General features: G+C 64.5%; 13 protein-coding genes. 9 read left to right on the top strand and 4 right to left on the bottom strand.

Annotation, left to right across the window (positions count from 1 at the left end; translation table 11 throughout):
• Window positions 1–34: 34 nt before the first annotated feature.
• From F6X61_RS11505 to F6X61_RS11515, 3 genes are all read right to left on the bottom strand, one after another.
• On the bottom strand, window positions 35–1,582 hold the full coding sequence (locus tag F6X61_RS11505; RefSeq protein ID WP_153786742.1) for an APC family permease: 1,548 nt from the start codon (window positions 1,580–1,582) through the stop codon (window positions 35–37).
• A gap of 107 nt (window positions 1,583–1,689) precedes the next feature.
• A complete protein-coding gene (locus F6X61_RS11510; protein WP_153786743.1) occupies window positions 1,690–2,469 on the bottom strand; it encodes a gamma-glutamyl-gamma-aminobutyrate hydrolase family protein in 780 nt (259 codons plus the stop codon).
• A gap of 4 nt (window positions 2,470–2,473) precedes the next feature.
• Complete coding sequence (locus F6X61_RS11515) at window positions 2,474–3,856, bottom strand: glutamine synthetase family protein (RefSeq protein WP_153786744.1); 1,383 nt, start codon at window positions 3,854–3,856, stop codon at window positions 2,474–2,476.
• 207 nt (window positions 3,857–4,063) lie between these two features.
• Here F6X61_RS11515 and F6X61_RS11520 point away from each other — a divergent pair, with 207 nt between their 5' ends.
• The 5 genes from F6X61_RS11520 (at window position 4,064) to F6X61_RS11540 (ending at window position 8,774) form a co-directional block, all read left to right on the top strand.
• A complete protein-coding gene (locus F6X61_RS11520; RefSeq protein WP_110991991.1) occupies window positions 4,064–4,936 on the top strand; it encodes a LysR family transcriptional regulator in 873 nt (290 codons plus the stop codon).
• Between the two features lie 218 nt (window positions 4,937–5,154).
• On the top strand, window positions 5,155–5,418 hold the full coding sequence (gene rpoZ, locus F6X61_RS11525) for a DNA-directed RNA polymerase subunit omega (protein ID WP_003253383.1): 264 nt from the start codon (window positions 5,155–5,157) through the stop codon (window positions 5,416–5,418).
• A gap of 59 nt (window positions 5,419–5,477) precedes the next feature.
• A complete protein-coding gene (gene spoT / locus F6X61_RS11530) occupies window positions 5,478–7,586 on the top strand; it encodes a bifunctional GTP diphosphokinase/guanosine-3',5'-bis pyrophosphate 3'-pyrophosphohydrolase (RefSeq protein ID WP_153786745.1) in 2,109 nt (702 codons plus the stop codon).
• Window positions 7,587–7,609: 23 nt separating this feature from the next.
• Window positions 7,610–7,990 (top strand): RidA family protein, encoded by a 381-nt coding sequence (locus F6X61_RS11535; protein ID WP_110991989.1) that lies wholly within the window; start codon window positions 7,610–7,612, stop codon window positions 7,988–7,990.
• Window positions 7,991–8,048: 58 nt separating this feature from the next.
• Window positions 8,049–8,774: a hypothetical protein gene (locus tag F6X61_RS11540; RefSeq protein WP_153786746.1), complete on the top strand. Its 726-nt coding sequence runs from the start codon at window positions 8,049–8,051 to the stop codon at window positions 8,772–8,774.
• A 110-nt stretch (window positions 8,775–8,884) separates the two neighbouring features.
• On the opposite strand, the gene F6X61_RS11545 is transcribed toward F6X61_RS11540, so the two are convergent.
• Window positions 8,885–9,742, bottom strand: coding sequence for an SDR family oxidoreductase (locus F6X61_RS11545; protein ID WP_153786747.1), 858 nt, complete (start codon window positions 9,740–9,742; stop codon window positions 8,885–8,887).
• A 192-nt stretch (window positions 9,743–9,934) separates the two neighbouring features.
• On the opposite strand from F6X61_RS11545, the gene exbB reads away from it, so the two are divergent.
• From exbB to F6X61_RS11565, 4 genes are all read left to right on the top strand, one after another.
• Window positions 9,935–10,900 (top strand): tonB-system energizer ExbB, encoded by a 966-nt coding sequence (gene exbB, locus F6X61_RS11550; RefSeq protein ID WP_153786748.1) that lies wholly within the window; start codon window positions 9,935–9,937, stop codon window positions 10,898–10,900.
• A 3-nt stretch (window positions 10,901–10,903) separates the two neighbouring features.
• The gene (exbD, locus tag F6X61_RS11555; protein WP_110991985.1) at window positions 10,904–11,332 is read left to right on the top strand and encodes a TonB system transport protein ExbD; all 429 of its coding nucleotides are present in this window, start codon (window positions 10,904–10,906) and stop codon (window positions 11,330–11,332) included.
• Entirely contained in the window at window positions 11,329–12,063 is a 735-nt protein-coding gene (locus F6X61_RS11560) for an energy transducer TonB (protein WP_153786749.1), read from the top strand. Before exbD ends, F6X61_RS11560 begins: the two co-directional genes overlap by 4 nt.
• Before the next feature lie 94 nt (window positions 12,064–12,157).
• Window positions 12,158–13,084, top strand: coding sequence for a hydrogen peroxide-inducible genes activator (locus F6X61_RS11565; protein ID WP_153786750.1), 927 nt, complete (start codon window positions 12,158–12,160; stop codon window positions 13,082–13,084).
• Window position 13,085: the final 1 nt, after the last annotated feature.

The following is a 13,085-nucleotide window of genomic DNA, read 5'->3' on the forward strand; positions in this document are numbered from 1 at the left end:
GAGCGGGCTTGCCCCGCGATGACTGCTCCTACCTTTATTCCTGCAACTGAATGGTCGCCTGCTGACGCAGGGTAGCCCCCAGGAAGTACGCCGGCGCCCGCAACCGCGAGAGCAGCATCAGCACGATGCCCAGCGCCGAGATGATCGCTGCGATCACGAACACCAACCCCAACCCGCCGACATGCGAGCCGCTGCCAAAGTCCGGCGAAGCGCTGTCGATCGCGGTGCGCGCGAAGATCACCGACAGGATCACCCCACCCAACAGCGGGCACACGCCGCGCATGAAGAAGTGGCGCAGGCTGGTGAACAGGCTGTGGCGGAAGTACCACACGCAGGCGAACGCGGTCAGCGAGTAGTAGAAGCAGATCATCATGCCCAGGGCGGTGATGGTGTCGGCCAGCACGTTCTCGCTCAGGGTACGCATGGTCACGTAGAACAGGCCCGCGGCGACGCCGGCGCAGATGGTGGCGTAACGCGGGGTCTGCGAGCGCGGGCAGACGCTGGCGAAGCGCTGCGGCACGGCGCCGTAGTAACCCATGGCAAGCAGGGTGCGCGCCGGCGAAACGAAGGTCGACTGCAGCGATGCGGCCGTACTGGCCAGCACGGCGATGGACATCAGGATGGCCAGCGGGCCCATCACCGGGCCGGCCAGGTGGGCAAACACGTTCTCCTGGATACGCGGGTTGCCCAGGCCCAGGCCGCTGTCGCTGATCCCGGCGAACTGCAGGGTGGCGATGGCGGTGAGCAGGTACAGCATCAGGATCAGCAATACGGTCCAGGTGGCCGCCTTGCCCGGCACCTCGTCACTGCCGACGGACTCTTCACTGACGGTCAGGCATACGTCCCAGCCCCAGAAAATGAAGATCGACAACGACAGGCCGGCGGCGAACGCCGAGAACGACTCGACACCGAACGGGTTGAACCAGGCCAGGTCGAAGGCCAGCGGCGGCGGCGCCGTGGACTCGCTGAACGCGGCGAAGGCAAAGCCGATCAGCACCATCAGTTGCAGGGCCACCAAGCCATACTGCACCGTCATGGTCGTCGCCATGCCGCGACAACAGATCCACACCGCCAGGGCGATGAACACGCAACAGGTGGTGACGTTGATCAGCAGGTTGTCTGCCAGGGCCGCCAGCTCCTGGGTGCCGGTGATCTGGGCCAGGAACAGGTAGAAGAAGTCGACGGCCACGCCCGCCAGGTTGGACAGCACGATGGTGGTGGCGACCACCAGCCCCCAGCCGCCGATCCAGCCGATCATCGGGCCGAACGCCCGCGCCGACCAGGTGAAGGAAGTACCGCTGTCCGGCTCAGCCGAGTTCAGCTCGCGGTAGCCCAGGGCCACCAGCAGCATCGGCAGGAAGCCGACGATGAACACCGCCGGCAGGTGGGCGCCGACTTCGCGCACGGTCGGGCCGAGGGCGCCGGTCAGGGTGTAGACCGGGGCAATGGTGGAGATGCCCAGCACCACGCTGGCCAAAAGGCCCAGGCGGCCCTTGGCCAGGCCTTTGCTGGCGGCTTGGGTGTTGTTGCCCGAGTCGGCTGCCACATCAGGTGGGCGGCCGGCTTCTGTGTAATTGCTCATGAGTATTTGCCGTAACTATTGGAATTGTTCTCACAGGCCCGCCGTAGAGGGCCCGCTTTCACTCATTGAAAGCTTGCGGTGGGGGCACGGTCATCCTCGACCTTCGGCTAACGCCCGAATGTTTTCGAGCGCACACCCTCCCGTGCAGCGTGGGCAATGCAGGCCTCGCGGAACGCCTCGAACAGGCGCAGCGAGACCGGGTTTTCGGCGTAACGCCACTCCGGGTGCCACTGCACACCGAGCACCAGGCCCGGCGCATCCGGCATCGACACCGCTTCGATCAGGCCATCCGGGGCCCGTGCCTCGACACGCAGGCCAGGGGCCAGACGGTCGATGCCCTGGCTGTGCAGCGAGTTGACCTCGAACTGCGCCGCCAGGCCCAGGCGCTCGAACAACCCGCCAGGTGCAACAGCGACGGGGTGGCGAGGGCCGTATTGCACCTCCAGGGGTGCGTCCTCAGGTTCACGGTGGTCCAGGTAGCCGGGCAACTCCTGCACCCGCTGGTGCAAGCTGCCGCCAAGGGCCACGTTCAGTTCCTGGAAACCACGACAAATGCAGAACACCGGTACCCCGGCGGCAATCGCCGCCTGCAGCAACGGCAAGGTCAGGCGGTCACGCGCAAGGTCGTGGCGGGTGCCTGCCGCGCTGGGCGCGCCATTGTAATGATGCGGCTCGATATTGGAAGGCGAGCCGGTAAACAGAATGCCGTCGAGTTGCGCCAGCAGCGCCTGCGTGTCGCTGCCGCCATCACGGGCCGGCAGGATCAGCGGCAGGCCGGCAAAGCCTGCGGCCTCGACATACTTGTCGCCCACCGTGTGCGACGAGTTCTTCCCCACCTGCTGACGGCAGGCGCTGACACCGATCAAGGGGACCGCAATTGCGCTCATGGGCTTACACCGTGTGCAGGTACCAGTTGTACTCGAGGTCGGAGATCGACACTTCGAACTCGGCCAGCTCGCTCTCTTTGCAGGCCACGAAGATATCGATGTAGTCCGGGCTGATGTATTGGTTGAGCACTTCACTGTCGTCCAGCGCGCGCAGGGCATCGCGCAGGTTGTTCGGCAGGCTCTGCTCCAGTTGCTCGTAGGAGTTGCCCTCGATCGGCGCGCCCGGCTCGACCTTGTTGGTCAGGCCATGGTGGATACCGGACAGGATCGCGGCGAGCATCAGGTACGGGTTGGCATCGGCGCCGGCCACGCGGTGCTCGATACGCACGTTGTCGCGGTTGTCGTTCGGCACGCGCACCGCCACCGTGCGGTTGTCCACACCCCAGCTCGGCGCATTGGGCACGTAGAACTGGGCACCGAAACGGCGGTACGAATTGATGTTCGGGCAGAGGAAGGCCATCGACGCCGGCATGGTCTCCAGCACACCGCCGACGGCGTGGCGCAGGGTGTCGCTTTCGAGCGGGTCGTCACTGGCGAAGATGTTCTTGCCGGTCTTCTTGTCGAGCAGCGAGATGTGCACGTGCAGGCCGTTGCCCGCCTGGCCCGGGTAGGGCTTGGCCATGAAGGTGGTGTCCATTTCATGGTCGTAGGCGACGTTCTTGATCAGGCGCTTGAGCAAAATCGCGTAGTCGCAGGCCTTCATCGGGTCGGCGACGTGGTGCAGGTTCACTTCGAACTGCGCCGGGGCGCTTTCCTTGACGATCGCGTCAGCAGGCAGGCCCTGCTCCTTGGCGGCTTCGAGCATGTCCTGCAGGCAGTCGGCGTACTCGTCGAGGTCGTCGATCAGGTACACCTGGGTCGATTGCGGGCGCTTGCCGGAGATCGGCGAACGCGGCGGCTGCGGGCGGCCGTTGAGGTTGTCCTGGTCGATCAGGTAGAACTCCAGCTCGAACGCGGCGCAGATATCCAGGCCGAGGTCGTCGAACTTGCTCACCACCTGGCGCAGCACTTCCCGCGGGTCGGCGAAGAACGGCGCACCGTCCAACTCGTGCATGGTCATCAGCAGCTGGGCGGTGGGGCGCTTCTGCCACGGCTCGTCGGACAGCGTGCCGGGGATCGGGAAGCAGATGCGATCGGCGTCGCCGATGTCCAGGCCAAGGCCGGTGCTTTCGACGGTCGAACCGTTGATGTCGAGGGCGAACAGCGAGGCCGGCAGGTTGATGCCTTTCTCGTACACCTTGTGCAGGCTGGCACGCTCGATGCGCTTGCCGCGCACCACGCCGTTCATGTCGGAGATCAGCAGATCGACGTACTGGGTGTCCGGATGGGCTTCCAGGAATTCATTCATCTCGCGGGAAGAACTGGCGCACGGGGAGACCGACGTCATGGCTGTACATCCTTTGATTCGGAGCGGCGATGTGGGGATACGGCTGACGCCTGCTAAGGCGACGATGGAATTACTGTTGTTCTTTTCACTGGCCCATCGTTGGGGGCTGGTTGCCGACCGGCTGCATTGATTCCTGTCGGCCGTTTCACTATAAAATGGCTCAAACGCAACTAGACATTGGCAATTCGGCAAGCAGAGCGTGCACCAATGCAATATCAGATCAACCATGCGGACCTGTCACTGGTCCTGGCCCTGGAACGCGGCCGCTCCCTGGCAAAGGCTGCCGAACTGCTCAAGGTCGATGTTTCGACGGTGTTCCGCTCGATTCGCCGGCTGGAATCGGCGCTGGGCACCGCGCTGTTCGTCAAGAGCCGCAAGGGCTACCTGCCCACCGACACCGCCCAGGCCCTGGCCGAGCAGGCCGAGCGTGCCGAACAGGCGCTGGATGCCGCGCGCATCGCCCTGACCAGCGGCGAACAGGTGGTCAGCGGCACGGTGCGCCTGACCTGTACCGAGGCGGTCCTGCACAGCCTGCTGCTGCCGGCACTGGCCGAGTTCATGCCCAACTACCCGGCGCTGTCGCTGGAAATGGGCACCTCCAACACCTTCGCCAACCTCAGCCGACGCGACGCTGACATTGCCCTGCGCCTGACCAACACACCGCCGGAGCACCTGGTCGGCCGCTGCCTGGGCTCGACCAGCTACGTGATCTGCGGCCGGCCCGAGCTGCGCGAGCGCCTCGACAGCTCGCCCACCAGCGTGCCGTGGATCGCCCCGGACGACTCCATGCAGGACCACGCCACCGTGGTCTGGCGCAACCAGCAGTACCCGGGGCTGAGCCCGCGCTACCAGTGCAGCGGCATGTCGACCATTGCCCAGCTGGTGAGCACCGGCCTGGGCGTGGCGGCACTGCCCGACTACATGGTCCACGCGCTACCGGGCGTGGATGCGCTGAGCGGCCCGCTGCCCGGCTGCGATACCCAGTTGTGGCTGCTGACCCGCCCGGATTGCCGTGCGCTGCGCTCGGTGCAGACCCTGTTCGAGGAGCTGACCCCGCGGCTGCGCGACGCGATGCTGTGAGGCTGTTGTGTTCGCGGGCTGGGTGACGTTATTGTCAGCCTCAGGCCTGATGCTGTCTGTTCCGGCGCTTTCGCGGGGCAAGCCCGCTCCCGCGGGGTGCTTGCGATGGGTCACCAGATAAAACAGTCCTTCCCTATTGGCTGGTGATTTTTTAAACTATCGAGTCCGCCTGCCCATTCATGGGCGCACGCCTACCGCATTTGCTACTGAGGAAGACCATGGCCCGCGTAACTGTTGAAGACTGCCTGGAACACGTGGATAACCGCTTCGAGCTGGTCATGCTCTCGACCAAGCGCGCCCGCCAGCTGGCTACCGGCGGCAAAGAGCCACGCGTAGCGTGGGAAAACGACAAGCCAACCGTCGTCGCCCTGCGTGAAATCGCCGAAGGCATCGTCACCAACGAATTCATCGCCGCCGAAGAAATCGTCACCGAGGATCCGGTATTCGCCGCGTTCGAGGACGAGAACAACGAGGCCGTCTGATTGATGCCCAGTCGACACCGTGCGGCGCAAGGCCCTCTTCTTTCGCAAGAGGTGAAACCATGCCGGGTATAGAAGCCCTTGCCGAACGGCTGTCGACTTATCTAGGCCCCGAACAGGTCAACCTGGTTCGTCGGGCCTACTTCTATGCCGAACAAGCCCACGACGGCCAGCGCCGCCGCAGCGGCGAACCCTACGTGACGCACCCGCTGGCGGTCGCCAGCATCCTCGCCGACATGCACATGGACCATCAGAGCCTGATGGCGGCCATGCTGCACGACGTGATCGAAGACACCGGCATCGCCAAGGAAGCCTTGAGCCAGCAATTCGGCGAAACCGTCGCCGAGCTGGTCGACGGGGTCAGCAAGCTGACCCAGATGAACTTCGAGACCAAGGCCGAAGCGCAAGCGGAAAACTTCCAGAAAATGGCCATGGCCATGGCCCGCGACATTCGCGTGATCCTGGTCAAGCTGGCCGACCGCCTGCACAACATGCGCACGCTGGAAGTGCTGTCCGGCGAAAAACGCCGGCGCATCGCCAAGGAAACCCTCGAGATCTACGCCCCCATCGCCAATCGCCTGGGGATGCACACCGTGCGCGTGGAGTTCGAGGACCTGGGTTTCAAGGCCATGCACCCGATGCGCTCCTCGCTGATCCACCGCGCAGTGAAAGCCGCCCGTGGCAACCGCAAGGAGATCGTCGCCAAGATCGAAACCTCGCTGGCCAACTGCCTGGCCGCCGACGGTATCGAGGGCGAGGTCAGCGGACGGCAGAAACACCTCTACGGCATCTACAAGAAGATGCGTGGCAAGCGCCGCGCCTTCACCGAAATCATGGACGTGTACGCCTTCCGCATCGTCGTCGACAAGGTCGACACCTGCTACCGCGTGCTGGGCGCCGTGCACAACCTGTACAAACCGCTGCCTGGGCGCTTCAAGGATTACATCGCGATCCCCAAGGCCAACGGCTACCAGTCGCTGCACACCACCCTGTTCGGCATGCACGGCGTGCCCATCGAAATCCAGATCCGCACCCGCGAAATGGAAGAGATGGCCAACAACGGCATCGCCGCGCACTGGCTGTACAAGTCCAACGAGGAAGAGCAGCCCAAGGGCAGCCACGCCCGCGCCCGCCAGTGGGTCAAGGGCATCCTCGAACTGCAGCAGCGCGCCGGCAACTCGCTGGAGTTCATCGAGAGCGTGAAGATCGACCTGTTCCCGGACGAGGTCTACGTCTTCACCCCCAAAGGCCGGATCATGGAGCTGCCCAAAGGCTCCACCGCCGTCGACTTCGCCTACGCGGTGCACACCGACGTCGGCAACAGCTGCATCGCCTGCCGCATCAACCGCCGCCTGGCGCCGCTGTCCGAACCGCTGCAAAGCGGCTCGACCGTGGAGATCGTCAGCGCCCCGGGCGCCCGCCCGAACCCGGCGTGGCTCAACTTCGTGGTGACCGGCAAGGCCCGCACGCACATCCGTCATGCCCTCAAGCAGCAGCGCCGTTCCGAGTCCATCAGCCTCGGCGAGCGCCTGCTGAACAAGGTCCTGACCGGCTTCGACAGCAGCCTGGAGAAGATCCCCCAGGAACGCATCCAGGCGATTCTCGCCGAGTACCGCCTGGAGCTGATCGAAGACCTGCTCGAAGACATCGGCCTGGGCAACCGCATGGCCTATGTGGTCGCCCGCCGCCTGCTGTCTGCCGACGGCGAGGAGCTGCCGGCACCGGAAGGCCCGCTGACGATCCGCGGCACCGAAGGCCTGGTACTCAGCTACGCCAAGTGCTGCACGCCGATCCCCGGCGATCCGATCGTCGGCCACCTGTCGGCGGGCAAGGGCATGGTCGTGCACCTGGAAGACTGCCGCAACATCAGTGAAATCCGTCACAACCCGGAGAAGTGCCTGCAGCTCTCCTGGGCCAAGGATGTCGCTGGCGAGTTCAATGTCGAGCTGCGCGTCGAGCTGGAGCACCAGCGCGGCCTGATCGCCCTGCTGGCCAGCAGCGTCAACGCCGCCGACGGCAACATCGAAAAAATCAGCATGGACGAACGCGACGGTCGTATCAGCGTGGTCCAACTGGTGGTCAGCGTGCGCGACCGCGTGCACCTGGCCCGCGTGATCAAGAAGCTGCGCACCTTGACCGGGGTGGTCCGCATCACCCGGACGCGTGCGTAGTCCGCCAACCGCAAGGAGTCATCATGAGCAAGACTGTCATCACCAGCGACAAGGCCCCTGCCGCCATCGGTACTTACTCCCAGGCGATCAAGGCCGGCAACACCGTCTACATGTCGGGCCAGATTCCGCTCGACCCGAAAACCATGGAACTGGTTGAAGGCTTCGAAGCCCAGACCGTCCAGGTGTTCGAAAACCTGAAGTCGGTCGCCGAGGCTGCTGGCGGTTCGTTCAAGGACATCGTCAAGCTGAACATCTTCCTCACCGACCTGAGCCACTTCGCCAAGGTCAACGAGGTCATGGGCCGTTACTTCGAACAGCCCTACCCTGCCCGCGCCGCCATCGGCGTGGCAGCGCTGCCAAAAGGCGCCCAGGTTGAAATGGACGCCATTCTGGTCCTCGAGTAATACCCCGAGTGACGGGCGGCACGCCCGTCACCGCCCCTCCTGCCCCAAGGTTCTCCCCATGCGCCACGCATTGCCTCTGGCATTGGCAGCCCTGCTCCTGGGCGGCTGCGCCAGCCACAAACCTGAAGATTTCAACGGCACCTGGATCAACCAGGACGCCATCGACGCAGTCGTCAAAAGCGGCCGCGTGAGTGAACCGCTGAACAAGAATGGCATCGAGCTCGAATGGAAGCTGGATGTCGCCAGCCAGAAAGCCAGCTTCAGCAATGGTTTCGAAGCGGTCGACGGCCGACTCAGCGCCAACAAGAACAACTGGCAGGTCAGCTTTGACGGTGGCCAGACCGAACAGTTGGAGCTCGATGGCGACGAGCTTCGGGTCATCAACCCGGCAGGCGCAGAGCAGCGCTTCGTGCGCAGCGAAGCGGCAAGCAACACCCCATTGGGCGGCAGCTTCGAGAAGGCACTGTACAAAGCCTTCCTGGATGGTGACTGGAAGATCGTCGAGGGCCAGGGCCAAGGCACTACCGTGCGCTTCAGTGACACCGGCAATGTCACCGGGCTGCCTGGGGTTGACCGCTTCGCCGTGTGCCTGGCGGGCGATTGCGCGACCATGGGCGGCGGCAACGACAGCATGTGGCTGGAACGCAATCAGCGCGGCGCGCCGTGGATCTTCAAGCGCGATGGCGACACCCTGGAGATCTTCCGGGCAGTTAACCGTGCCCAGCCCGATGAAATGCCCGAGCTGGCTGCCGGCGCCCGGCAGTGGGTGCTGGAGAAGGACTAACGCTCATCGCGGGGCAAGTCGCAGCGGCGCACCGCCGCTCCCACGGTCTGAAGGGTAATATCTCACCATGAACGTGGGAGCGGGCTTGCCCCGCGATAGGGCCACAAACCTCAGCCACGCCCCTCCAGAATGGCGGCATACCCCTCTCTATAGCTGGGATACTGTGGCACCCAGCCCAACCCGCGAATCCGCGCATTGCTGCAGCGCTTGCTGCCTGTACGCCGCACCCGCTGGTCATCCGACCACTCGGTAACACCCATGTACCCCCGCAGCCAGGCCACCACATCGGCCAGCGGCGCCGGGTCGTCGTCGACACCGATATAGCAGTCGTCCAGCACCACACCACGGGCATCGGCCTGCAGCAGGTACGCCAGCAGGCTCGCAGCATCCTCGGCATGGATCCGGTTGCCATACAGTGGCGGCTCCTCGACAACGCGATAGCCCTGCCGCACCTGACTCAGCAACCACTCACGCCCCGGACCATAGATACCCGTCAGGCGCACGACACTGGCGGGGATGCCGCTGTGGAGGGCGAGCTGCTCGGCTTCAAGCATCACCTTGCCGGAATAGCCCTCAGGCTCGGTGCTGGCAGTTTCGTCGATCCACTCACCGTCCTTCTGCGCGAAAACGCTGCTGCTGGACACGAACAGCAGCCGACGAGGCAGTTTGCCGCCGCGCTGCAGCCAAGCCAGTACATGCCGCAAACCCTCGACGTAGGCTGCCTGATAGCCGGCTTCGTCATGCTGGCTGGCAGCCACGCAGTACACCAGGTAGTCCGGGTTGCGCTCGGGCCAATCAGCCGGCATACGCTGGTCGGACAGGTCGGCGGCGATGGGCTCGACCCCTTTGGGCAACTGCTGGACCGAGCGCCGCAAGCCGCTGACCTGCCAGCCGAGAGCCAGCAGTTGGCGGGCGAGGCGACTGCCGACATCACCACAACCTACGATCAAAGCAGATACGTCTGACATGCCAAAACTCCTATTCCTATAGGAGCAGGCTATAGGGTTCCGGCGATAAACGGCTATACCAAGGTCAAAAAAAGCAATCTCATTACTTTTGTTAACAAGAATTAATTGCAATAATGGCGGTCTTGTCTGTTCTCGGCCTGTTTCGAGGCCCTGGAGAACTCCATCTTTTCCTCTTCATCAGGTCCGGCCAGCATGACACGCACTCAACCTTCCGCTTCGCCAACCACGTCGCGCGCCTGGCGCGCCATTGCCGCGCTGATGTTCAGCCTGGTGCTGGCACCCGTGGCCATGGCCGATGAGCCAACCGCTACCGCCGCCGCTACCCCGGCCGCCGCTACCGCTCCGGCTGCGCCGGCCGCTGAAGGCCAGGCGCCGGTGGACGCAACCGCGCCGGTGGACGCCCAGGCTCCAGTGGACGAGAACGTGCAGCCGCTGGTCGAAGACACCTCGCTGGGCATGGCCCACGACCTGTCCCCATGGGGCATGTACAAGAACGCCGACGTGGTGGTGAAGGCCGTGATGATTGGCCTGGCCATCGCCTCGATCATCACCTGGACCATCTGGATCGCCAAAGGCTTCGAGCTGATGGGCGCCAAGCGTCGCCTGCGTGGTGAAATCGCGGCCCTGAAGCGCTCGGTGAGCCTCAAGGAAGCCAGCGAAGTCTCCAACAAGGAAGGCACCCTGGCCCACACCCTGGTGCACGACGCTCTCGAAGAGATGCGCCTGTCGGCCAACGCCCGTGAAAAAGAAGGCATCAAGGAGCGTGTCAGCTTCCGCCTCGAGCGCCTGGTAGCCGCCAGCGGTCGCACCATGAGCAGCGGCACCGGCGTGCTGGCCACCATCGGTTCCACCGCGCCGTTCGTCGGCCTGTTCGGTACCGTGTGGGGCATCATGAACAGCTTCATCGGCATCGCCAAGACGCAGACCACCAACCTTGCCGTGGTTGCCCCGGGTATCGCCGAAGCCCTGCTGGCCACGGCCCTGGGCCTGGTTGCGGCAATCCCGGCGGTGGTCATCTACAACGTCTTTGCCCGCTCCATCGCCGGCTACAAGGCGCAGGTATCCGACGCTTCCGCTCAGGTACTGCTGCTGGTCAGCCGTGACCTGGACCACCAAGGTGGCGAGCGCGCCGCCCCGCACATGGTGAAAGTGGGGTAAGCCATGGGCCTGCATCTGAACGAAGGTGGCGACGACCTCGCCGAGAACCACGAAATCAACGTCACGCCGTTCATCGACGTGATGCTGGTGCTGCTGATCATCTTCATGGTCGCCGCCCCCCTGGCCACGGTCGACATCAAGGTCGACCTGCCCGCCTCGACCGCCAAGCCGGCGCCGAGGCCGGAGAAGCCGGTGTTCGTCAGCGTCAAGGCCGACAAGAAGCTGTACCTCGGCGATGACCTGGTGGCCCAGCAGGATCAGCTTGGCGCGATGCTCGATGCCAAGACCAAGGGCGACAAGGAAACCACCATCTTCTTCCAGGCTGACAAAGGCGTCGATTACGGCGACCTGATGGAAGTGATGAACACCATGCGCGCCGCCGGCTACCTCAAGGTTGGCCTGGTCGGGCTCGAGACGGCAGCCAAGAAATGACGAAAACGCGCTCAAACATGGCGCGCTACGGCACCAGCCTGGCCATCGTGCTGGGCGTGCACGTGGTCGCCGTGGTGCTGACGCTCAACTGGTCGGTGCCCCAGGCCATCGAGCTGCCACCGGCAGCCATGATGGTCGAGCTGGCACCGCTGCCCGAGCCCGCACCGCCGCCACCGCCGAAGGCCGCACCGAAGCCGCCGACCCCGGTCGAGGAACCGCCGCTGCCGAAACTGGCAGAAGCGCCAAAACCGAAAATCGCCATCCCCAAGCCGCCCAAGCCCAAGGCCAAGCCGCAGCCGCCCAAGCCTGAGAAAAAGCCTGAGCCGCCCAAGGACGAACCGCCGGCCAAGGAAGACGTCGCGGATACTCCGCCGAGCAATTCGCCACCGCAGAAGTCGGCGGCACCGGCACCGAGCATCGCCTCGAACAGCAATGCCCTGCCGAGCTGGCAGAGCGACCTGCTGCGCCACCTGGCGAAGTACAAGAAGTACCCCGAGGACGCTCGCCGTCGCGGCTTGCAGGGCATCAACCGCCTGCGTTTCGTCGTCGACGCCGAAGGCAAGGTGGTCTCGTTCTCGATGGCGGGTGGGTCGGGCAGCGCGGCGCTGGACCGGGCCACAATGGAAATGATCCGCCGGGCCGGCACGGTTCCCAAACCTCCGGCCGAGCTGTTGACCAATGGCACGATCGAAGTCGTTGCACCGTTCGTCTACTCGCTGGACCGACGCTGACGCTTTTGTTTCTGTCACAAAACAGCAAGTCTGATAACGTGCGTCTATCAATTGCAGCCGCTATGCTGGGGCCGCAACTTCATGGACGCACGTTATGACCCTCACCGAACTTCGCTACATCGTCACCCTCGCCCAGGAGCAGCACTTCGGCCACGCCGCCGAGCGTTGCCACGTCAGCCAGCCCACCTTGTCGGTCGGGGTGAAGAAGCTCGAGGACGAGCTCGGCGTGCTGATTTTCGAGCGCAGCAAGAGCGCGGTACGCCTCACGCCGGTCGGCGAGAGCATCGTCGCCCAGGCGCAGAAGGTCCTGGAACAGGCCCAGGGTATCCGCGAACTGGCCCAGGCCGGCAAGAACCAGCTGACTGCCCCGCTCAAGGTTGGCGCCATCTATACCGTCGGCCCCTACCTGTTCCCGCACCTGATCCCGCAGCTGCACCGCGTGGCGCCACAGATGCCGCTGTACATCGAAGAGAACTTCACCCACGTGCTGCGCGAAAAGCTGCGCAATGGCGAGCTGGACGCGGTGATCGTCGCCCTGCCGTTCAATGAAGCCGACGTGCTGACGTTGCCGCTGTACGACGAACCCTTCTGCGCGCTGATGCCGGCCGACCACCCGTGGACCGCGAAAAAGACCATCGACACCGCCATGCTCAACGACAAGAGCCTGCTGCTGCTGGGCGAAGGCCACTGCTTCCGCGACCAGGTACTGGAGGCCTGCCCCACCCTCAACAAGGGCGGCGAAGGCGCCAAGCACACCACGGTCGAGTCCAGCTCGCTGGAAACCATCCGCCACATGGTCGCCTCCGGCCTGGGCGTGTCGATTCTTCCGCTGTCGGCGGTGCACAGCCACCACTACGCGCCCGGTGTCATCGAGGTTCGCCCGCTGACCTCACCGGCGCCGTTCCGCACCGTGGCCATCGCCTGGCGCGCCAGCTTCCCGCGGCCCAAGGCCATCGAGATTCTTGCCGACTCGGTGCGCCTCTGCTCGGTGGCCAAGGCGCCCGTGGCAGAACCGGCCTGAC

Origin of the sequence: Pseudomonas sp. EMN2 (assembly GCF_009650555.1) — a bacterium.
In the GTDB taxonomy this organism is placed as follows: Bacteria; Pseudomonadota; Gammaproteobacteria; order Pseudomonadales; family Pseudomonadaceae; genus Aquipseudomonas; species Aquipseudomonas sichuanensis.